The following is a 20,293-nucleotide window of genomic DNA, read 5'->3' on the forward strand; positions in this document are numbered from 1 at the left end:
TATGGCACCACAAGGAGAAACCATGAACAGCGAGAGACGGACCGCACGGCAGAGTCCCGACCGCTCACACGCCGCCAAGGTGCTGTCGGTTGACGACCTCTCCGTCGCCTACAGCGGCGGCGCGATATCCGCCCTCGAGAGTGTGAGCCTTGACGTCTTCGAAGGAGAGATTGTTGCTCTCCTGGGGGTCAACGGGGCCGGGAAGACAACCTTGCTGCGTGCCATATCAGGGCTTTTGGGAATCCATGGCGGCACGATTGCGGGCGGTGCGATTCGATACCGGGACAGCGATGTCTCGGGCCAGAGCGCCTGGGCCCGGGTTCGCAAGGGAATTTCCATCTCCCTTGAGGGAAGGCGCGTCTTCACGGACCTCAGCGTGCGGGACAACCTCAAGGCCGGCGGCTACATCCAGTCCAAGGTGGCCGCCGCGAGGGCCTACGAGAACGTGGTGGACCTGTTCCCTGTCCTGGCGCGGAAGAAGGACCTCCCTGCGGGGCTGCTCTCCGGCGGCGAGCAGCAGATGCTGGCAGTAGGACGTGCGCTCATGCAGGGGCCCCGGCTGCTCCTGCTCGACGAGCCGTCCCTGGGGCTGGCGCCACTGATTGTCAACCAGATCAGGGACATCATCGTTGAAATCAATGGACAGGGCTGCAGCGTCCTGCTCATTGAACAGAACGTGGCGACGGCGATGTCAATCGCCGACTACGCCTACGTCCTGGACAGCAGGCGGGTCCAACACCAGGGCACGGCGGCAGCGTTGCTCGAGGACGACACCCTGCGTGATCTGTACCTCGGAATCGCCGCCCCGGCAGCCGGCCAAAAAATTGAGAACGGAGCAGGTCACTGATGCTGAACGTGGAAGCGGTGAGGCTCGAATTCGGCGGAGTGGTTGCGCTGAAAGACGTGACCTTCGATGTAAAAAAGGACGAGCTCTTTGCCATTCTGGGCCCCAACGGTGCCGGCAAGACGTCGCTGTTCAACTGCCTGAGCGGACTCGTCAGTCCCACCGGGTCGATTCAGATCAACGGGCAGGAGCTCACCGGCAAGAAACCACATGAGATTGCCGGTATGGGCGTAGCGCGGACATTCCAGAACCTCGGGCTGTTCGGGTCAATGACAGTTGCAGAGAACGTCCTGGTCGGCGGTCACCTGCAGATCCGTGGCGGGGCCGTAGCGGCTGCCCTCCGTTGGCCAAGCGTCTTCCGCTCAGAACGGCAGGCCCGGCAACGGGCCGACGAGCTCATGGAACTGATGGCACTGCAGGAGCACCGCAACACCGTCGTGGGCACCCTGCCGTACGGTATCCGGAAACGCGTGGAGATCGCCAAAGCGGTGGCCTCCCAGCCCGAGCTGGTGCTGCTGGATGAACCCGTAGCGGGCATGAACCACGAAGAAACCGCGACGTTCATCGATTATGTGCTGGAGCTTAAGGAACGACTTGGCCTCACTGTAGTGCTGATCGAACACGATGTAGCCATGGTGATGAAAATTGCCGATCGCATCCTGGCCCTTGATTTCGGCGAAGTGATCGGCCTGGGCACGCCGGCGGAAATCCAGCAGAACGAGCGGGTGATCGCTGCCTATCTGGGCGCGACTGATGAGGCCAATGTGCAAACCAAGCTGCTCCTGGAAGGGGCCACCAGTGAATAGTTTCATCCAGCTGACGGCGTCCGGCGTCTCCCTGGGCATCTTGTATGCCCTGGTGGCCATCGGATTCGCCGTCCTGCTCAAGGCCACAGGCCACTTCAACATGCTGCCGGGAGCATTGGTTCTCCTGGGCGCCTACCTGACCTACCAGTTCCACGTGCTGTGGAAGCTCGATTTCACCCTGGCCGTGGCGCTGGCGGCGGTGGGTTGCGCGGCACTGGGGGTGCTGGGGGAGCGGTTCCTCTTTTCACGCCTTAGCGGAAAGGGCCACAAGTCAATCGAGCACATGTCCGTGTTGCTCGTCAGCCTCGGCTTGATCTCCATTGCGCAAGCCGCGGTGGTAAGCATCTGGGGCCCGTTGAACTATCTCATCGAGGACCCGTGGGGCTTGGACGTGGTCCGCCTGGGAGGCATCGCCATCGCTGTGCGGGATATCTGGTGTGTGCTGCTAAGCCTGATGCTGCTGGGCGTTTTCTACTACATCATCCAGCACACGAGGATCGGCGTGGGCATGCGTGCCGCGGCCAATGATCCCGAAGCGGCACGGGCACAGGGCATCAACCCCCATGTAATTTCGGCAACTGCCTGGGCCATGTGCGGCGCCGCCTCGGCTTTGGCGGGAATGATGCTTTCCACCGAGATCGGCGGGGGACTGGTGGCCAACCTGGACCAGGTGGCGTTCACCGCGCTTCCGGCGCTCATTCTGGGCGGGCTCTCATCGCTGCCGGGCTGCGTTTACGGCGGACTGACACTCGGACTGGCGCAGACTTATGCCGCCGGATATGCACCGGACACCTTCGGACAAGGATTCGCCACCACCCTGCCCTGGGTGGGCCTCATTCTGCTGCTGTTGGTCAAGCCGGACGGCTTCGCCAAAAAACTCGAAACTAGGAAGGCGTGATCCCCGTGGCCGTTACCGACCTGGTCAAGCCCCTGACACCGCACCAACCGGCACCCCGCGGCCGGCGTGACGAATCCCGCCTCTGCCGTTCCACCGGCCAGCGAATCATGCTGGGAGTGGCATTCCTGCTCATTCTCATCATTCCGCTCAGCGTCGGCAGCCCCTTCCTGCTCTCCCTCGGCGGCACCATCGGCGTCTTTGCCATCGCCGCGATCGGGCTCAACGTGCTCTCCGGCTACGCGGGGCAGATCTCCCTGGCACAGAGCGTGTTCGTGGGCATCGGTGCCTTCACCGGCGTCGCGCTCGGCAGCATCGCGGAGTTGCCGCTCGTAATCTGGCTTCCGGCAACCGCCATAGGGGGTGGACTGGCAGCAGCCATCATTGCACCCCTGACCCTGCGGCTCAAAGGAGTGTTCCAGATTGTTCTCAGTCTGGGCCTGATCTTCGTGGGCAACTACATCTTCGTCAATACACCTTTCTTCACCGGCGGAAATGCCGGCATTTCCGCGGCCCCCAGCATGTCCCTGGGCTTCGTCGACTTCGGCCAACTCACGATCGGCGGGATGAAGTACACCTACGAACAGGGCCTGTTCATCCTGGTGTGGCTCTGCGTGGCAGCCAGCATGGTGGCCGTGGTAAACATGCACCGAACCCGCTTCGGCCGGTCGATGACAGCCATCCGCGAGGCGGAAACGGCCGCCCAGATTGCCGGCATAAATGCGGGCAGCGTCAAGATGAAGGCCTTCATCATCGCCGGTGCTTTTGGGGGCCTCGCCGGAGGACTCCTCCTTGCCCAGCTGCGCTTTGTCCAGGCAGAGCAGTTTGGCATCAGCATGGGCCTTGAGCTGCTGATTATCGTGGTGGTGGGCGGCTTGGGCTCCACGTGGGGGCCTGTGGTCGGAGCCGCCATCATCAGCTCGATCCCCGTCCTGGCCACGCAGTACGCGGAGTACATCCCGTTTCTACAGGAAGACTTCAGCCAGTCAGGGGCCATTGGCATCCCGGTTGGGCAAGTCGGCCTGCTCGTCTACGGTCTTGCTCTGGTCCTCGTCATGGTCTTTGAACCGCGAGGTGTTTCGCATTTGCTCCGCAGCGGTGGCCGGAAGATCCGCTCCCAGGCACCCCGCAGGCGAAACAGCCCCTGACGGCGTGACCCCCGGCAGGGCAGCAGTTGCAACATTCAATTCAGACGCCGGGCGCCCCTGCGCACGGCTGCAACCTGAAAGGTCCCCGTGATTAATATGAAGGCCGCCGTGGTCAACCAAGCCGGCGGAGATTTCGAACTCGAAGACGTGATGCTGGACGAGCCGCGGGCCGATGAGGTCCTCGTCAAACTCGTGGCGACGGGGGTCTGCCATACAGACCTAAGCGTCCGGAACGGAGTCCAGGCGCCCCAGGTTCTCGGCCACGAGGGTGCAGGCATCATCGAAGCTGTCGGTGAGGACGTCCGCGGACTGGCTCCGGGAGACAAGGTGATCATGTCCTTCGCCTCCTGCGGGGACTGCGATAAGTGCTTTACGGGCACTCCGGCTCACTGCCGCGGCTTTATCCCACTCAATATGTTCGGGACCCGCCCCGACGGAAGCCGCAGCATCCGGCGGGAGGACGGGCAGAAGATTGGTGGAAACTTCTTCGGGCAGTCCTCCTTCGCGGAATACTCCCTGGCGGGACCACGCAACATAGTGAAGCTTCCGGACAACACGCCGATTGAGCTGCTGCGTCTTCTTGGCCCGCTCGGATGCGGCATCCAGACCGGCGCCGGCGGCGTCCTTAACAGCCTGAACGCCCGGGCGGGGAGCTCCATCGCCATCTTCGGTGCCGGCGGTGTGGGCCTGAGTGCGCTCCTCGCTGCGGTTGTCAGCGGCTGCACCACCATTGTCGTCTGTGACGTGAACCAAAGCCGGCTTGAGCTGGCACTGGGCCTCGGTGCCACCCATGTGGTCGACGCGCGCGCTGCGGACGTTCGGCAGCAGATCATCGACATCACCGAAGGCGGGGCCGACTACTCAGTCGAGACCAGCGGAAACATGACCGCTGTTCGGAACGCCGTGGACGTGCTTGATGTCGGGGGCACCGCCGGACTCATCGGGCTCGGCCGGCCAGGCTCGGAGATCATACTGGACCACAGCGTAATGGGCTTCGGACGCCGTCTGGTGGGCATCGTGGAAGGCGACGCCGTGTCGCAAAAGTTCATTCCGGAACTCATTGCCCTCCACCAGGCAGGGCGGTTCCCCTTCGAGCGGTTCGTGGAGCTCTACCCGTTCGACAAAATCCAGCAGGCAGTTGAGGACAGCGCGGCAGGACGCACCGTCAAGGCAATTGTGACCTTTTGAGGAGAAACGGCATGAACCGAACAAAGATGTTTATCGGCGGCGCATGGCAGGCAACCGTGCAAGGCATCCAACATGACCTGGTGAATCCCGCCACCGAGGAAGTCTTCGGGCAGGCAGTGATAGCCACAGCCGAGGACGCCGGGCCAGCCGTTGAGGCAGCGCACAGCGCACTAACCTCCTGGTCGATCACCTCCGGCGCAACACGGGCGGAACTGCTGGAACGCATAGCCCTCGCATGGGAGGAACGGGGTGACGAAATCGCGCATCTGGTCACCAGGGAAATGGGGATGCCTCTGAGGGACTCAGCATTCAATAACGTCGCGGGGCCCGTGGCCGTGTTGCGGTACTACGCCGGGCTCGCCAGAAACCTACAACGGGAGGAACGGCGTGCTCCCTTTGCCTTCACAGGCGAGGTGATCGTGCGAAAGAGCCCGGTGGGTGTGGTCGCAGCCATCGTGCCGTGGAATTATCCGTTGATGCTTATGGCCACCAAGCTGGGCCCAGCGCTGGCTGCCGGCTGCACGATGGTCATCAAACCGGCGGAGGAAAATGCTCTGAGCAGCTACTTGGTCGCCGACATCATGACCGAAGCGCAGGTGCCGCCGGGCGTGGTGAACATCGTGGCCGGCGGACCTGACTTTGCGCGGGCGCTCGTTGCGCACCCGAAGGTCGGGAAAGTCGCGTTCACCGGTTCGACTCCGGTGGGAAGGAGCATTGCCAAGGAGGTCGGCTGGCGGCTCGGCTCGGCTAATCTGGAGCTTGGCGGCAAGTCTGCCGCGATGGTGCTGGATGACGCAGACGTTGTGCACACGTTGTCGCAGCTGCCGACGCTGTCCTTCCTCAACGCGGGGCAGACATGCTTCGCCCAGACCCGAGTTATTGCCACCCCAAAGGTCTACACGGAAATCGTGGAAGGGTACCGGCTCTACGCAAAGTCCCAGGTCCTCGGTTCCCCACTGGACGAGGGCACCACGATGGGGCCGGTCGCATCGGCAAGACAACGGCAGCGGATAAATGAGTTCATTGACCAAGGCGTCTCGGCGGGTGCCCGTTTGGTAAGTGGCGGTATCACTGGCGAGGTTCCCGAAAAGGGCTTCTACGTGAGACCCACCGTTTTCGCTGACGTGGACAACGCGTGGGCCTTAGCGCAAGAAGAGATCTTTGGCCCCGTCGTCTGCATCATCCCGGCCAAGGACGAGGATGACGCCGTCCGCATCGCCAATGACTCCCCTTATGGCCTGGCCGGTTCGGTGTGGACCCGCGACGTGGAACGGGGACTCGCTCTGGCCCGCCGGATCGAGGCAGGATCCTTCGGCATCAACGGCTACCTGCCGGACATGGCCGCGCCCTGGGGAGGCATCAAGGCCAGCGGCTCGGGGCGCGAAAACGGGCCAGAGGCCGTCGAAGACTTCCTGCGCGCCGACACCATTTACAACTTCGACGCCGGGGCCGAGCCGACCGCCTGAGGCTCTCTTTCGCGGAATTCCGGCCCTGCAGGCCGGCTTCTTGACAGTCTCAAAGTGAGACGCAGGTGAGCTTGAGCCGCCGATATTGTGATATCAAATACATCACCTAGTGATGTGGATTACAAAACTTCCACCCACTGAAAGGAACTGTTCGATGCTGAACATCGGGATCAACCTAGGCTTCGGAAAATTGGACGAAAGCCTCACTGACGAGGAAATGTACGACGGCGAGCTCGACCTCGCGGTGCGCGCCGAGGCCTTGGGCTATGACAGCGTGTGGGCCGTCGAGCACCACTTCAGCGATTACTCCATGTGCCCCGACAATCTCCTGCTGATGGCCAACATTGCCGGACAGACCAAGGACATCAAGCTCGGAACCGGCGCCATCATCGTGCCTTGGAACGACCCGCTGCGCGTGGCCGAGAAGGCGCTGATGGTGGACACCCTCTCCAAAGGCCGCCTGCTCCTGGGGGTGGGGCGGGGCCTGTCCCGCAAGGAGTACGTGCCGTTCCGCATCCCCCTGGAAGAAACCCGCGAACGCTTCGACGAAGCGTCCGCGATGATCTTCGAGGCTGTCGAATCCGGTGTCATCGAAGGCGATGGCCGCTTCTACCCCCAGCCCAGGGCTGAACTCCGGCCGGGACCGCGCGGCTCCTTTGCGGACCGCCGCTACTGCGTGGCAGGCTCCCCGGACTCCCTCGTTTCCGCCGTGAACCTGCGTGCCCGGCTGATGTCGTTCATCGTTCGTCCTGTCCCGGACCTCATGGGCAACTTCACCACTTACCGCGAAATGTACGAGGAAAAGCACGGCGTGGTGGCCCCCGCCATCTGCCTGAACGTGAACATGTACTGCCACGAGGACAACGAACTTGCCCAGGAGCGACACTTCGAATACATCTCCCGGTTCTTCCACTCCAACGTGGACCACTATGAGATGGCCGGCGACCACTTCGCCACCACTAAGGGCTATGAGCGCTACGCAGATACGGCAAAGCGCATCCAGGAAGCCGGGCTGCAGGGCGCTGCCGATAAGTACGCCGAAACGGCCCTGTGGGGAAACCCGGAGCACATCCTGGGCCAGATCGAAGCGATCCGGGACACGCTCGGCGATTTTGAAATCATCATCGCACCTTGCTTCGGCGGCATGCCCTACGACCAGGCCCGTGCCAGCCTTGAGCTGTTTGCCCGCGAAGTCATGCCGAAGGCCCGCAGCCTGAACGGCCAGAAGCTCAGCGTGGCAGTCTAGGCCAGGCAGATGCCAGGTGCCCGCCGATGTAGGTCGGCCGGCACCTGGCACCAGAACCCTACGATCGGGCACGGACGAATGAGAGGCATGGAAATGACACAGGACGACAGGACGGCAGGGCATCGCAGCCATGACTGAACAGCCGCGCGTTCTCGGGCTTCCCGTGCCCTCCAAACCAGAGCAGTGGGATCGGATCGTCGAAATCAAGCTGGATGTGATCCAAAAGGATCCGCTGCTGCTGGACCCGCATGACTATCCGGAGGTCCGCCGCGACGTCCTGCTCTCCTGGAAGCGGTCGCTGTTGGCCGGCGTGGACCCTGGGTCCACGGTGATTCCGTTCGATGAGGACTTCACGCCGAAGAGCCGGCTCGCCCAGGTCGCCCAGCCCATCATGAACCGGCTCGAGGACCAGATCTCCGATCTCAGCTCCTGGGGCTTCCTCACCGACCGGGCGTGCAGGCTCCTCACCGCCGTGGTTGGCGATTCGCCGCAAGCAAAGCGCATGCGGCAGGTGGACCTGCGGCCCGGGCTGTGCTTCGCTGAGGACCAGATCGGCACCAACGGCATCGGCTGCGCGCAGGAACAACAGCAGTCCTTCATCATTTCCGGCACCGAGCACTTCCAGATGCACACGGGGATCATCACCACGACAGGCGTCAACATCCGGGACCCCTATACGAAGAGGTTTGTCGGAACCCTGGGGGTCCACTGCCGCCGGGAGTACGGATCAACGGCCCTTCTGCCGCTGGTGGCTGAAATCGGCAGGTCCATCGAGGCCCAGCTGCTGGCCAGCCGGGCTGACGGAGAGCGGGTCTTTTTCGACGTCTTCCTTCGGACGCAGCGGCGCTTCCGCGGCGCCGTCGTCGGCATCACGAAATCTTTGTTTATCACCAATACCCAGTCCAGGGAGCTCGTCGGGGAGGCCGATGAGGAACTCTTGCGCCGCCTCGCCGAAGAGGCATGCGCCCGGTCCAAGCCCCGCACGGTGCGGCGGCGCCTGAGCTCAGGGATTGTCGCATCAGTCCAGATCGCCCCCGTGGAACAAGCTCGGGGGGACTTCGCAGCAGTGCTGACGTTCGAGCCCGAATCCGCCAACCCCTCTGCCCATTTTACCCTGGGCGGCCGCGACCTCGCAGAGCTGGACCGCCCGGACGCGCGGCGCCAGCTCGGGCAGGCCCTGGCGGCGGGCCACTCCGTACTTCTTACCGGCGAACGGGGAACCGGCAAACGGTTCATCGGATCGGAGGCGCTGCGGCGCAACTCGCCCAGCTCCGACGTCGCAGAGATCGACGGCTCCGTGGCACACCTGGATGAGGACCGGTGGCTCAAAGCACTGCAGCAGTCAGTGGAGGACGCGGACTCCATCGTCCTGCTCAGCCACATTGAAGAAATCCCGCTGAGGCTGATGACCACCGTGTCCGACCTCGTGGCGAGGGCCACGTGCTCGCTGGTGGGGACAACGTCGGAACAGGTGGACGACGACAGCCCGTCGGTTTTCGTTCGCGAAAGTTTTCCGGTTGTGGTGCCGGTTCCGCCGCTCAGGGACCGCGCCCACGAGTTCAACGAACTTTGCCGGGACATCCTCCACGAGCTGGAAGGATCCGATGGCAGAGCCAGTTCCCTTGCAGCGAAGTCTGTTGCGGCCCTCGTGGCCAGCGACTGGCCCGGCAACGTCCGTCAGCTGCGCCAGGTACTGGCCACGTCGCGCATTCGTGCGGCTGGCCGTGAGATCAAGCAGGCAGATCTTCCTGCCCGGTACGGCCGCGGCCAGGCCGGCCGCTCCATCGGGGAGATGGAACGCATGGAGCGGCAGGCCCTGATGGTGGCCCTCCGGGACGCGGAAGGCAACCGAAACGTTGCGGCGGAAAGGCTCGGGATGTCCCGGGCAACGGTCTATCGCAAGCTCAAGCGCTACGAACTGCACTGATGCAGGACAGAGGAGAAGTGGACATGAACAGAACCGTGGAATTTTCCGGAGCGACGGCGGTCATCACCGGAGGTGCCTCGGGCATCGGAAAGGGCATCGCCAGGACCTTCCTGGCCAACGGCTCGAACGTGATCATCGCCGACATTGATGACGCGGCCCTCAGGGCTACCTCGCAGGAGCTCGGAGTCCTGGGCGTGCGGACCGACGTGACCGATGCCGAGAGCGTGCAGGCGCTGGCCGACCGGGCGGTTGCCGAATACGGGGAGGTCCACGTGATTTGTAACAACGCCGGTGTTGGGCCAATGGGCCCAATGTCAAAACTGACTCTCCAGGACTGGCGGTGGATGCTGGACGTCAACCTCTTCGGGGTCATCCACGGCGTGCATTCTTTCCTGCCCATTCTGAAAAGGAACCGGGACTGGGGCCAGATCATCAACACGTCTTCAATGTCGGTGCTCTCCCCGCCCTCCAATCTGGGGGCCTACGTGGCGGCTAAGGCCGGAGTTCTGAGCCTCACGGAAGTGCTGTCCATGGAACTGGAGGAAGAGGGGTCGGTGGTTGGAGCCACCGCCCTTATCCCTGGGCCCGTGCGGACAAACATCGCGAACAGCCTGCGCACCAAGCCCGAGTCCGAGTCCAGCTCGCTCTACGACGTGGATATTTCGGGCAACGGCAAGGGCTTCCGTTTCCTGGAAGTGGAAGAGGTCGGAGAGATCGTGTTGGACGCCATCCGCGCGAACCGGCTCTACGCGGCCACCCATGCGGAGTGGCTGCCCCAGGTGGCCAGCCGGCATGCGCTCATCCAGGGCGGATTCCCCGCCCTACAGAACATCTGAATTCGCGGCCCGGCACTGAGGCCGGTCACCGCATCGTCACCGGAGGAGAGAGAACAATGACGAACACCACCACAGACATCCAGGCGGATTCCGCCGCACTGAGCACCCGCGTGCGCGGCGTGCACAGACAGTACCCGACAGGGGTTACCGTCGTCACCGCCGCCGTCGACGCAAAGCCGTACGGCCTGGCCGTGAATGCCTTCTCCAGCATCTCACTGGACCCGCCGCTGGTGTTGGTTTGCGTGAACGAATCCTCCAACTCCTACGGCGCAGTCTTTGCAAGTTCCCACATTGGAATCAATATCCTGGCCGCGGACCAGATTGACGTGGCCAGCGTTTTTGCCAAATCCGGCGGCGACAAATTCACCGAACTGAAATGGGAGTTGAGCGAGCTGGGAGTTCCTGTCCTGGCCGGTGTTGCGGGACATTTCGAGCTGGAAGTCAAATACAAAATCCCGGCATACTCGCACACGATCTTCGTCGGTCAGGTGGTCGAGGCCGCCTCGGCGGACAAGGCGCCGCTGGTGTACCAGGCCGGTCAATTCTTTGACGGGACGCGGCTTGAACCGGTCCGGTAGCGGGCCCTCGACCGAATCAGCAATGGAGAAAATGATGATGAGCATTGACCCGAAGACAACCGAAGAGAACAACCGCCGGCACCTGTTGCTGGCCCTGAGCCACGACGGCCCGCAGGAAGCCATTGAATCCCTGCAGCACTACTACGCCGCGGATTTCGTCCGCCACGGCGACAAGGGCGACTACGACAAAGAACGGCTCGCCGTCGGCTTGAGCAAGCTCTATGCAGGCTTCCCGGATTTGAAGCGGACGCAGCATGACGTAATCGTCGACGGCGATCGTGCGGCCTACCGCTGGGAAGCCACCGGTACCCACAGCGGGGAGTACATGGGCGTCCGTGCTACCGGCAGGCCGATCACGGCGCAGGGTATTGTGATGTGCCGGTTTGAGAATGGGCAGATCGCCGAAGAGTGGGCCTCGTGGAACAAGGCGAGTCTGCTTCATGACCTGGGCATCATTCCACTGGGACGTTAGGGAGACCGGCAAATGAAAGAGTTCAACGGCAAAGTCGCCTTCATTACCGGCGGCGCATCCGGAGCGGGGTTTGGCCAGGCCCAGGTCTTCGGCCGCGCGGGCTGCAGGATTGTCATTGCTGATATTCGCCAGGATGCCCTGGATGAAGCAACGGCGCGGTTGAGCGCTGAAGGCATCGACGCGCATTCCATACGCCTCGACATTTCGGACCGCAAGGCCTACGAGGCAGCCGCCGATGAAGTGAAAGCCGTCTACGGCGGACCGCCCCAGCTGCTGTTCAACACCGCGGGCGTCAACAGTTTCGGCCCGCTTGAGCAAGCCACGTATGAAGACTTCGACTGGATCCTTGGCGTCAACCTCCACGGGGTCATCAACGGCATGCAGACCTTTGTGCCCAGGATGATCGCAAGCGGCCGTGACGGCCATATTGTCACCACCGGCTCGATGGCCGGATTTGAGGGAAGCCCGACGGCGGCCATCTACTCGGCCACGAAGGCGGCGGTCTTCAACCTCATGGAGAGCTACGCCATGGCGCTGCCCAAACACGGCGTGGGTGTGTCCGTCCTGTGCCCCGCGAGCATCCGCTCGAACATCGCGCACGCCCAGGAGACCCGCCCCGAGCACCTGGCCAGCAACAGCGGCTTCCGTTCGGATGAAGAGTTCATCGCACTGCAACACCAGCTGTACAGCAGCGGCATGGACCCGGTGGTGCTCGCGGGGCACGTGAAAAAGGCCATCGAGGACGACGAGCTCTACATCCTTCCATACCCGGAGACGAAGGGCGGACTTCGCAGCCACTTCGAGAAAATCCTGGATGCTTTTCCGGATCTGAACAGCGACCGGGAGGGCGCCGAACAGCGGGCCAAAGCCTTTGCCGACTACCGGGCTGAGGCAGCCAGGTCCGCCGACGCTGAAGCCCGGTTCTAAAGCATTTTGGCCCTTAGCGGCCCGCGCGACCGGATCTGCCGTTGGCGCCGGCCGGGAGCCGACTTTTTAACAGCCCAAACGAAGGAGTTTCCATGGCTGTTGTGCCTTTGAAGGACATCGTGCAGCGCGCATTCGATGAACGCTACGGCGTGCCTGCAATCAACATTTTTAATGACCTGACCCTTGAAGCCGTGCTCGCAGGTGCGGTTGAAGCGAACTCCCCGGTGATCGTGCAGACCTCGGTCAAGACCGTCCGGGCAATCGGGTCCGATGTTTTGTTCAGGATGTGGGAAGGCATGACGGCGGGGATCGAAGTGCCCGTTACCCTTCACCTTGACCATTGCCCCGACCGCGGGGTGATCACTGAATGCCTGGAGCGCGGCTGGAATTCGGTGCTCTTTGACGCCTCTGAACTGCCGGTAGAGGAAAACCTTCGCCAAACTGTGGACGTGGTGGCCGAGGCCCGCAGGTTCGGGGCTCACGTAGAGGGCGAGATCGAAGCCATCACGGGCATGGAGGATGGCATCGGCTCCAATGAGGAGGGCGTGCGCCAGCCGCTGGAAGTGGCGCTGGACTTCATCAGGCAAACCGGCGTGGACGTCTTCGCCCCCGCGATCGGCAACGCCCACGGCACATACAAGCGCGAACCGGTGCTGGATTTCCAGCGGGTCAGCGACATTGTGTCCGCCCATCAAGTCCCGATCGCACTGCACGGCGGAAGCGGGCTTTCCGATGCTCAATTCACCGACTTGATTGCCCGCGGCTGTGCCAAAGTCAACATTTCCACGGCCCTGAAGGTCGAGTACATGCGGTCCAGCCTCGATTTCCTTAAACGCGCCGAACAAACTGACAAGTGGGATCCGCCGTCGTTGTTCCAGCACGTGGGAGCGGACATTACGGACCTGACCGTCTCCCTGGCGAAGCAGTTCGGCAGCGCAGGGAAGGGGTGGTGACCATGCCCGCGCTGATATTCGACTGCGACGGTGTCCTCGCGGACACGGAACGCTACGGGCATCTGCCGGCGTTCAACCGAACGTTCGCCGACTTTGGACTGCCGGTGCACTGGAGCGAGGCCGATTATGCCGACCTGCTCCGCATAGGCGGCGGCAAGGAACGCATGGCCAGCCTGCTGACCCCAGACTTCGTGGCTGCCAACGGACTTCCTGCCGCACCCGAAGCCCAGAAGGAACTGCTCGCGGCCTGGCACAAGTCAAAGTCCCAGCACTATGCGGCAGCGGTTGAGGACGGACAGATGCCGGCACGGCCCGGCATTGTCCGGATTGTCGACGAAGCCCGTTCCGCCGGCTGGCAGCTGGCGGTCGCCTCGACCTCTGCCGAATCATCCGTCCGGGCGGTACTGGAACACGTTGTAGGGCCAGAACGGGCCGCCGGCTTCCGGATCTATGCCGGCGACGTCGTGGCGAGGAAGAAGCCAGCCCCCGATATCTACGAACTTGCCATCGAGGACCTCGGCATCAGCACGAAGGACGCGGTGGTGGTGGAGGACAGTGAAAACGGGCTTCGGGCAGCGCTCGCCGCTGGTCTGAAGACCATCGTGACAGTCAGCAGCTACACCGCCGGAGAAAACTTCGGAGGAGCCGCCCTCGTGGTTTCCTCCCTGGGGGAGATCGACGAGCCGGCCGATATTCTCAGCGACCCGCTTGCCCTCCGCCCGCGCGGGGAAGTCACTCTGGCAACACTCACCGCAATCCTGGAATCACTGGAGGCCAAGGCATCATGACCGCGCAGAGCTTCGTAGACACGGAATTCATTGTCAGGACCATCGCCGAGACGGCGGTCGAGAAGGAGCAGGAGTTCTGCGACTTGGACGCCGTTGTGGGGGACGGCGATATGGGTTATTCCCTGGCCCGCGGCTTTGAGATGGTTCTAAGCAGTTGGGACACCTTCGACCGCAGCGACGCTGGTGCCTTTCTGCGGAGCGTCGCGATGGTGATCTCTGCACGGATCGGCGGCACGTCGGGCCCGATCTGGGGCACAGCCTTCCTCCGCGCCGCCGCCGTCGCAAAGGGCAGACAAGAGCTCACCGGAGCCGACGCCGTCGCGATGCTGCGCGCTGCGATCGAGGGCATCATGGTCCGCGGCGGGGCAGCCGTCGGCGACAAGACCCTGTTGGACGTTCTGGTCCCCGTTGCTGATGCCCTACAGCAAGCGAATACCGATGGCAGGGACGCCTCCAGCGCCGTCGAAATTGCAGCGAAGACCGCACGTGCCGCGGCTGAGGCGACGAGTGCACTGACCGCACGACGCGGCCGGGCCAGCTACAGCGGGGAGCGCAGCATCGGGTCTCCGGATGCCGGTGCCATGGTGATCGCCATCATCCTTGAACGGGCCAATGCCCAGTGGCTCGACCGCCGTCCCCGAATCACCCCTTAACACTCACAACGAAGTGGAGTTTGCTATGAAGAAGTTCGTCAACGATCCGAAAAACTTCGTGCCCGAGATGCTCCAAGGCATCGCGCTGGCCAACCCCGACACACTGGCCTACCTCCCCGAGTACAACCTGATCATGCGTAAAGACGCACCACGCGACGACAAGGTCAGCGTCATCCAAGGCTCAGGGTCCGGACATGAGCCTGCGCACGTGATGACAGTGGGCAGGGGAATGCTCGACGGCGCCTGCCCGGGTGATGTCTTTGCCGCCCCGCCGGCCCATTACGTTTACGAAACGGCCAAGACGCTCGCCTCGCCGAAGGGGGTGCTGCTACTTGTGAACAACTACACCGGCGACCGGATGGCATTTGAAATGGCCCAGGAATTGGCCGAGGCCGACGGGATCAAGGTCCGGATCCTGTTTATCAACGACGACGTTGCCGTGGAAGATTCCACCTTCACCGTGGGACGTCGTGGGGTTGCCGGCAATTTCTTCGTTATGAAAGCCGTGGGTGCAGCCGCCGAGGCCGGCGCGGAGCTCGAGGAGCTCGTACGTATCGGAGAAAAGGTCAACGCCCGCACCCGGACAATGGGCGCGGCGTTGACCGCCTGCACCCCGCCGGCCAAAGGATCCGCGCTGTTCGAGCTTGGCGCCGACGAGATCGAGATGGGAGTGGGAATCCATGGGGAACCGGGCAGGCGCCGCGCCCCAATGACCACCGCGAACGAGATCATCGACGAGCTTCTGGACAGTGTGGTGGAGGACCTGCCCTTCACGGGCGGCGACAGTGTGGCCCTGATGATCAACGGGCTTGGAGGCACCCCGGTCAGCGAGCTATACGTGCTCTATGGGCGGGCTCACGAGCAGCTTGCAGCCAAGGGAATCGCGGTGGGCCGAAGCTATGTGGGAGAGTACTGCACTTCGCTGGACATGGCGGGAGCGTCGGTGACATTGGTTCAGCTTGATGATGAGATCGAGGAGCTGCTGGCGGCGCCGGCGGAAATCGCCGCCCGCATTTTCTGAGCGGTGAAGTGCCCGCACTCGGCAATACCTTCGGGCTGACAGTCCAGGATGGGTCGGGTACCAAGAGAAATCAGTTTCACCCCCGCAGAGAGTCTCTGCACGAATTTGCGTCCGCGCTATGAGTGGCCCATAGGAGTGCCCATGTCAGGAAACCGAGCAGTTGCATACAAGAAGCCGGGCGTCGTCGAGGTAATTGACACCGAATACCCGACATTTGAGCTTAGGGATGGACCCGGTGTTAACCCTGCCAACGTCGGCAGGAAGGTGCCGCACGCAGTCATTCTGAGGACGGTAACCACCAATATCTGCGGCTCGGACCAGCACATGGTAAGGGGCCGCACCACTGCCCCTCAGGACCTGGTTCTCGGCCACGAAATCACTGGTGAGGTGGTGGAAGTTGGCCCGGATGTGGAGTTTATCAAGGTCGGCGATATCGTCTCTGTGCCGTTTAACATTTCGTGCGGCCGGTGCCATAACTGCAAGGAGCGCAAGACCGGGATCTGCCTGAACGTGAATCCGGACAGGCCCGGCAGCGCCTACGGATACGTGGACATGGGTGGCTGGGTGGGCGGCCAGGCCGAATACGTGCTGGTTCCTTACGCAGACTGGAACCTGTTAAAGTTCCCGGACCGTGACCAGGCCCTGGAGAAGATCATGGACCTGACCATGCTCTCGGACATCTTCCCCACCGGATTCCACGGTGCAGTCACAGCCGGCGTCGGCGTGGGCTCCACCGTTTACATCGCCGGGGCAGGCCCGGTCGGACTGGCGGCGGCTGTCGGAGCCCAACTTCTTGGAGCTGCTGTCGTCATTGTTGGAGACATGAATGAGCAGCGGCTCGCGCAAGCCCGCTCCTCTGGGTGCGAAACGGTGGACGTATCCAAGGGTCACCCGAGGGACCAGATTGAACAGATTCTCGGGGTGCCGGAAGTTGACTGCGGTGTTGACGCTGTCGGATTCGAAGCCCGTGGCCACGGCAAGGACGCTTCGCACGAAGCCCCTGCCACGGTCCTGAACTCGCTTATGGACGTCACCGCCGCCGGCGGCGGCCTGGGCATCCCTGGCCTTTACGTCACGGGAGATCCGGGAGGAATCGACGAGCCTGCAAGGCACGGGTCACTTTCGCTCTCGCTGGGCACGGGGTGGGCGAAGTCGCTTTCCTTTGCCACCGGACAGTGCCCAGTCATGAAGTACAACCGGCAGCTGATGATGGCCATTCTGCACGACAAAGTCCAGATCGCCAAGGCAGTCAACGCAAGGGCTATTTCGCTCGAGGACGCTCCCCGCGGTTACGCGGAATTCGACGCGGGAGCAGCAACCAAATTCGTGCTGAACCCGAACGGCTACGTCAAGGCGTAGGTCCTGAATCCGGAGTTTTTCGCTTATCGACGGCACCAAGCGCACTGCTTGGGTGCTGATGGTCTGATGCTGTGGATCAACGGGTTCCGACATGACTTCAGCACCCGAGGAGGCGTCCGATCTCGTCGTCGGCGTTGCCGCCGCCCACTTGTCGTTGGAGATAGCGCAGGAATGATTGCCGCGCACCTCGCTGGACTTTAGCCGCGTAATACTGTGGCCGAACTAGTGAGGTGAGCGAAGGAGGTGTCTGCCGCCATGAAGTCTTTCCTTGTTGAGTCGCCCCGCTGGCATTGGATCGTCCGTTGCCGGCGGGCGGCGTCGACCACAACCAGGACGGGGCGAATGGTGCTGTAGTCCCGGCGCAAACAAGAACCGCGTTCCCACAGTGGGGGAGCGCGGTTGTTGTTTGGTGTCTGCAGCACGCCGACTTTGGGGGGTGCGGACATTGTCCACACTTTGGGTCTCGGACCGGGTCGTTTGAGGGTCGGAACGAGCCGAATTCCTTATGTTTCCGCGGGAGACTAGCCTTTGCAAGGCTCGGAATGCAGTTCGAGTCCCACCTCGGGCACAGTGTTTCCAAAGGTCAGGGGCTTATTGGCCTGACTAGTGTTGACAAAGCTTGACATTTCCCGATTCGGGTGCTCTGTCAGTCATTGATAAGTAGGATGCGGCCGCCCCGCGTAGGGCTACAACCTGCCGCCGACTCTGCAACGTGCGGTAGCTTTCTGGCTGCCGGTCCGATGTGTGGTGCCTGAGTAGGCCTTTTTTGAGGCGATAGAGGTTGCCGGCCAAGCGTCGTGTCGCGACGCGCCTCCAAGCACCTCTTGCGCAGACTATCGTTGCGTTTGAGCTGCATCCGGTCCGGGTGCACTAGAGCGTCCCTCGACGACACGCAGAAATACTGGCACGGAGAATGAAGCGCACTCTAGTCCACAGTCGGGAAACTGCTGGTCAAGAGGTGGTTCCGTGTCAGCCAAACCGCAAGATCAGGGCAGCGATTACGATCGAGACGCCGCCCGCACAACCTGTGAACATGGATAGCTGCACCCACCGATGCTTCTGCCAGGCTATGTCAGCCATGACCACGATCTGCCGGCTGATTACTGGCAGGATCTCGCGTTCCTTGAGTGCAACCTCTAGGTCTGTCGCCTCCCAGTGTTGAGCATGCCCGAAGTAGATGTAGTTGTCCGGTGCTTTGGCCTTCACGCCATCCGACTTGAGTCGAGGGATAACTGCTGTGACGGCGAAGAGCGCGCCGATCAAGATAAGACTTAAACCAATGCCATAAAACCAGGCAGCGGACAAGTCGCTCAAATCACCGAATAGGCGGCCCTTTGCGCTGAGGGCCACAACTGCCACGATGGCTGCTGACTCCAAGCCGAACGCAAAAGATGCTTTGGCGTCAACCTTGCCTGTCCAGTCGGCTTGAGCCGCGTGGATCTTCCAGGCATTGTCGATGGACTCCTTGACCTCCACTCAGACTCCCCAGTAAGCGGAAGAACGGTAGATCATTTCGTTTACTCCGCTGTCGTTGCGGTTGTAGGCCTGATGCCATAGCCGGTTGCCATTGGGCATGAAAGCAACCTCGTTATCCATTGCTTCATAGACGTCTTTGGTAATACTTAGCTGCATATTGCCACGGAGTTCGCTGAGTTTCGCAGCACGGTTAGGTGCTTTACCGACAGAGATCAGGTCGTTGTTGTCACGTACGCCGCCGCGGACAATCAAGGCCTCGCCGGTGTCGATACCTACCCCATGAGTGATGTCGGAGAATTTCTCTCCATCAGACCAGTTCGCCATGATCTTCGGGCGCAACACTTCGAAGACTGCCCAGTTGATGGCCAAGGCTGCACGCACGGCCTTCGTTTCTTTATCTGCCCCGATGAATAAGGCCATGACTCGGTCACCATCGAAGCTCCGGATTTCGCCGCCGAAGTTGCGAAGAATGCGAGAAGCGGTGTTGATGTAGGCACGGATTATCTTGGCCGTCGCCTCTTTACTTAGCGTGTTTGCCATCTTCGACGAGCCGGCCAAGTCGGAGTATAGGTACGTTGCGTCAACGAGCCTTCCACCGTTCTTCATCACGATGTCTTCGGTCTTTGGTACAACACGTCCGTCTGTGATGGACCAAGCCGCCGTAAGGATGTCGCTGACGCTGCTCTCGATTGTCGGATACATGGTTCCCCCTTGTTGATCTGTTGAATCAAGCCTAGTGAGAGCCTCCGACATTCCTGCAACCCTGCGTATCAGTCCGGTGGCCACCGTAACCTTCCACTCCTGGATGCCGGCGATCTGCTGAGGCCCCCAGACGTTCTTCGCTCCGTTGACCATGTCGTATACCGCGGGGCTTTGGCATTCTCGCTGAGATCGATGCCGCCATGGGGCGTACGACGAACCAGGTCCGGCAGTGGCAGCACGCTCATGAGCTCAGCAGACACTTCTTCGGTCATCACCGAGGGTGCGTGTTTGAAGTAGTACCAGGACGCCGCGAAGACGCCGTAGAGGTGCGGTCCGAACTGCGCGTAGTTGAAGTAGAGCTCCATGACATGCTTGGGTGAGAGGGTGTAGCTGAGCTAGTTAGCAAGCCCCGCTTCCAGGCCCTTCTCGTCCTTCATGTAGGCATCAACGCGGGCCTTGCCGGCCCCCCACTCAAATGCGAGCAGCAGTGGCAGCAAAGTCCACGCACCCAGGTGGAAAGTGCAATGAGAACAGTCGTCACGTGCACAGCCCTCGTCTGTAGTTCCACCGAAATTCATTGCGCCGCGACTTTTGTCACTGTTGCCCTTTATTCTTGCGTCCAGACAAGAATGATGTGTCAGGCGGAGCTATCGGATTGGAAATGGGGGACAGGATGCCTCGTGCAAGGGTATTCGCGGGTAATAAATGCGACGTTTGCGGACTGACAATTCCGGCAAATGGCACTACTGTTGCGCAGCAACGCAAGGCACGGTTCTGTTCAATGGCATGCCGCCGGGCCGCGTCCACCCGTCGCGATTCAATCTGCGAGCACTGCAACAAAAGCTTCAGCGTTACAGACTCCATTTCGAAGCAACGTTTTTGTTCTGTTGCCTGCCGCATCGCTTCCGGCCGGAGAGACATAACGTGCGAGCATTGCGGCAAGACGACGAGTTTCAAGGCTAATCGGGCAAGAATCCAACGGTTCTGTAACCGAGCTTGCATGTTTGC

Annotated in this window: 19 protein-coding genes and 1 pseudogene; 17 read left to right on the top strand and 3 right to left on the bottom strand. The window is 61.9% G+C overall.

The annotated features are described in order from the left end of the window. Positions 1–22 precede the first annotated feature (22 nt). The 17 genes from ACP7AX_RS10330 to fdhA all read left to right on the top strand — a co-directional run bounded on the left by ACP7AX_RS10330 (position 23) and on the right by fdhA (position 17,107). Entirely contained in the window at positions 23–847 is an 825-nt protein-coding gene (locus tag ACP7AX_RS10330; protein ID WP_426226373.1) for an ABC transporter ATP-binding protein, read from the top strand. Then, complete coding sequence (locus ACP7AX_RS10335) at positions 847–1,650, top strand: ABC transporter ATP-binding protein (RefSeq protein WP_426226374.1); 804 nt, start codon at positions 847–849, stop codon at positions 1,648–1,650. The genes ACP7AX_RS10330 and ACP7AX_RS10335 overlap by 1 nt, the downstream gene beginning before the upstream one ends. Next, positions 1,643–2,548 carry a branched-chain amino acid ABC transporter permease gene (locus ACP7AX_RS10340; protein ID WP_426226375.1) on the top strand — a complete coding sequence of 302 codons (906 nt, stop codon included), beginning with the start codon at positions 1,643–1,645 and terminating at the stop codon, positions 2,546–2,548. Before ACP7AX_RS10335 ends, ACP7AX_RS10340 begins: the two co-directional genes overlap by 8 nt. Positions 2,549–2,553: 5 nt before the next feature. Further along, positions 2,554–3,693 carry a branched-chain amino acid ABC transporter permease gene (locus ACP7AX_RS10345; protein ID WP_426226376.1) on the top strand — a complete coding sequence of 380 codons (1,140 nt, stop codon included), beginning with the start codon at positions 2,554–2,556 and terminating at the stop codon, positions 3,691–3,693. 96 nt (positions 3,694–3,789) lie between these two features. Beyond that, the gene (locus ACP7AX_RS10350; protein WP_426226529.1) at positions 3,790–4,881 is read left to right on the top strand and encodes an NAD(P)-dependent alcohol dehydrogenase; all 1,092 of its coding nucleotides are present in this window, start codon (positions 3,790–3,792) and stop codon (positions 4,879–4,881) included. Positions 4,882–4,892: 11 nt separating this feature from the next. Next, positions 4,893–6,347: an aldehyde dehydrogenase family protein gene (locus ACP7AX_RS10355; protein ID WP_426226377.1), complete on the top strand. Its 1,455-nt coding sequence runs from the start codon at positions 4,893–4,895 to the stop codon at positions 6,345–6,347. 154 nt (positions 6,348–6,501) lie between these two features. Continuing rightward, complete coding sequence (locus ACP7AX_RS10360; protein WP_426226378.1) at positions 6,502–7,593, top strand: LLM class flavin-dependent oxidoreductase; 1,092 nt, start codon at positions 6,502–6,504, stop codon at positions 7,591–7,593. 130 nt (positions 7,594–7,723) lie between these two features. Continuing rightward, complete coding sequence (locus tag ACP7AX_RS10365) at positions 7,724–9,520, top strand: sigma-54-dependent Fis family transcriptional regulator (RefSeq protein ID WP_426226379.1); 1,797 nt, start codon at positions 7,724–7,726, stop codon at positions 9,518–9,520. Positions 9,521–9,543: 23 nt separating this feature from the next. Next, positions 9,544–10,356, top strand: coding sequence for an SDR family NAD(P)-dependent oxidoreductase (locus ACP7AX_RS10370; RefSeq protein ID WP_426226380.1), 813 nt, complete (start codon positions 9,544–9,546; stop codon positions 10,354–10,356). Between the two features lie 56 nt (positions 10,357–10,412). Then, the gene (locus tag ACP7AX_RS10375; RefSeq protein ID WP_426226381.1) at positions 10,413–10,934 is read left to right on the top strand and encodes a flavin reductase family protein; all 522 of its coding nucleotides are present in this window, start codon (positions 10,413–10,415) and stop codon (positions 10,932–10,934) included. Between the two features lie 37 nt (positions 10,935–10,971). Then, on the top strand, positions 10,972–11,406 hold the full coding sequence (locus ACP7AX_RS10380; RefSeq protein WP_426226382.1) for an ester cyclase: 435 nt from the start codon (positions 10,972–10,974) through the stop codon (positions 11,404–11,406). A 12-nt stretch (positions 11,407–11,418) separates the two neighbouring features. After that, on the top strand, positions 11,419–12,333 hold the full coding sequence (locus ACP7AX_RS10385) for an SDR family NAD(P)-dependent oxidoreductase (protein WP_426226383.1): 915 nt from the start codon (positions 11,419–11,421) through the stop codon (positions 12,331–12,333). 92 nt (positions 12,334–12,425) lie between these two features. After that, positions 12,426–13,286, top strand: coding sequence for a class II fructose-bisphosphate aldolase (locus tag ACP7AX_RS10390; RefSeq protein ID WP_426226384.1), 861 nt, complete (start codon positions 12,426–12,428; stop codon positions 13,284–13,286). 2 nt (positions 13,287–13,288) lie between these two features. Further along, the gene (locus ACP7AX_RS10395; protein ID WP_426226385.1) at positions 13,289–14,074 is read left to right on the top strand and encodes an HAD-IA family hydrolase; all 786 of its coding nucleotides are present in this window, start codon (positions 13,289–13,291) and stop codon (positions 14,072–14,074) included. Further along, positions 14,071–14,727 carry a dihydroxyacetone kinase subunit DhaL gene (gene dhaL / locus ACP7AX_RS10400; RefSeq protein WP_426226386.1) on the top strand — a complete coding sequence of 219 codons (657 nt, stop codon included), beginning with the start codon at positions 14,071–14,073 and terminating at the stop codon, positions 14,725–14,727. The genes ACP7AX_RS10395 and dhaL overlap by 4 nt, the downstream gene beginning before the upstream one ends. A gap of 25 nt (positions 14,728–14,752) precedes the next feature. After that, a complete protein-coding gene (gene dhaK / locus ACP7AX_RS10405; protein ID WP_426226387.1) occupies positions 14,753–15,748 on the top strand; it encodes a dihydroxyacetone kinase subunit DhaK in 996 nt (331 codons plus the stop codon). Between the two features lie 141 nt (positions 15,749–15,889). Then, on the top strand, positions 15,890–17,107 hold the full coding sequence (fdhA, locus tag ACP7AX_RS10410) for a formaldehyde dehydrogenase, glutathione-independent (RefSeq protein WP_426226388.1): 1,218 nt from the start codon (positions 15,890–15,892) through the stop codon (positions 17,105–17,107). Between the two features lie 969 nt (positions 17,108–18,076). Here the strand turns inward: fdhA and ACP7AX_RS10415 are convergent. The 3 genes and pseudogenes from ACP7AX_RS10415 to ACP7AX_RS10425 form a co-directional block, all read right to left on the bottom strand. Continuing rightward, on the bottom strand, positions 18,077–18,583 hold the full coding sequence (locus ACP7AX_RS10415) for a Pycsar system effector family protein (protein WP_426226389.1): 507 nt from the start codon (positions 18,581–18,583) through the stop codon (positions 18,077–18,079). Continuing rightward, positions 18,584–19,438: an adenylate/guanylate cyclase domain-containing protein gene (locus tag ACP7AX_RS10420; protein WP_426226390.1), complete on the bottom strand. Its 855-nt coding sequence runs from the start codon at positions 19,436–19,438 to the stop codon at positions 18,584–18,586. Beyond that, positions 19,354–19,659: pseudogene (locus ACP7AX_RS10425) on the bottom strand (transglycosylase domain-containing protein); the annotation flags it as partial. The pseudogene ACP7AX_RS10425 and the gene ACP7AX_RS10420, both read right to left, overlap by 85 nt. Positions 19,660–20,293 lie beyond the last annotated feature (634 nt).

The sequence above is a fragment of the Pseudarthrobacter sp. DSP2-3-2b1 genome, from assembly GCF_049895945.1.
Lineage (GTDB): Bacteria > Actinomycetota > Actinomycetes > Actinomycetales > Micrococcaceae > Arthrobacter.

Excerpts from the sequence above, each read along its gene's own strand:
- dhaL (WP_426226386.1), top strand. The coding sequence starts at position 14,071 with ATGACCGCGCAGAGCTTCGTAGACACGGAATTCATTGTCAGGACCATC.
- ACP7AX_RS10350 (WP_426226529.1), top strand. The coding sequence starts at position 3,790 with ATGAAGGCCGCCGTGGTCAACCAAGCCGGCGGAGATTTCGAACTCGAA.
- ACP7AX_RS10390 (WP_426226384.1), top strand. The coding sequence starts at position 12,426 with ATGGCTGTTGTGCCTTTGAAGGACATCGTGCAGCGCGCATTCGATGAA.
- ACP7AX_RS10380 (WP_426226382.1), top strand. The coding sequence starts at position 10,972 with ATGAGCATTGACCCGAAGACAACCGAAGAGAACAACCGCCGGCACCTG.
- ACP7AX_RS10420 (WP_426226390.1), bottom strand. The coding sequence starts at position 19,438 with ATGGTCAACGGAGCGAAGAACGTCTGGGGGCCTCAGCAGATCGCCGGC.
- ACP7AX_RS10370 (WP_426226380.1), top strand. The coding sequence starts at position 9,544 with ATGAACAGAACCGTGGAATTTTCCGGAGCGACGGCGGTCATCACCGGA.
- ACP7AX_RS10395 (WP_426226385.1), top strand. The coding sequence starts at position 13,289 with ATGCCCGCGCTGATATTCGACTGCGACGGTGTCCTCGCGGACACGGAA.
- ACP7AX_RS10385 (WP_426226383.1), top strand. The coding sequence starts at position 11,419 with ATGAAAGAGTTCAACGGCAAAGTCGCCTTCATTACCGGCGGCGCATCC.
- dhaK (WP_426226387.1), top strand. The coding sequence starts at position 14,753 with ATGAAGAAGTTCGTCAACGATCCGAAAAACTTCGTGCCCGAGATGCTC.
- ACP7AX_RS10365 (WP_426226379.1), top strand. The coding sequence starts at position 7,724 with ATGACTGAACAGCCGCGCGTTCTCGGGCTTCCCGTGCCCTCCAAACCA.
- ACP7AX_RS10355 (WP_426226377.1), top strand. The coding sequence starts at position 4,893 with ATGAACCGAACAAAGATGTTTATCGGCGGCGCATGGCAGGCAACCGTG.
- ACP7AX_RS10335 (WP_426226374.1), top strand. The coding sequence starts at position 847 with ATGCTGAACGTGGAAGCGGTGAGGCTCGAATTCGGCGGAGTGGTTGCG.
- ACP7AX_RS10330 (WP_426226373.1), top strand. The coding sequence starts at position 23 with ATGAACAGCGAGAGACGGACCGCACGGCAGAGTCCCGACCGCTCACAC.
- ACP7AX_RS10360 (WP_426226378.1), top strand. The coding sequence starts at position 6,502 with ATGCTGAACATCGGGATCAACCTAGGCTTCGGAAAATTGGACGAAAGC.
- fdhA (WP_426226388.1), top strand. The coding sequence starts at position 15,890 with ATGTCAGGAAACCGAGCAGTTGCATACAAGAAGCCGGGCGTCGTCGAG.
- ACP7AX_RS10375 (WP_426226381.1), top strand. The coding sequence starts at position 10,413 with ATGACGAACACCACCACAGACATCCAGGCGGATTCCGCCGCACTGAGC.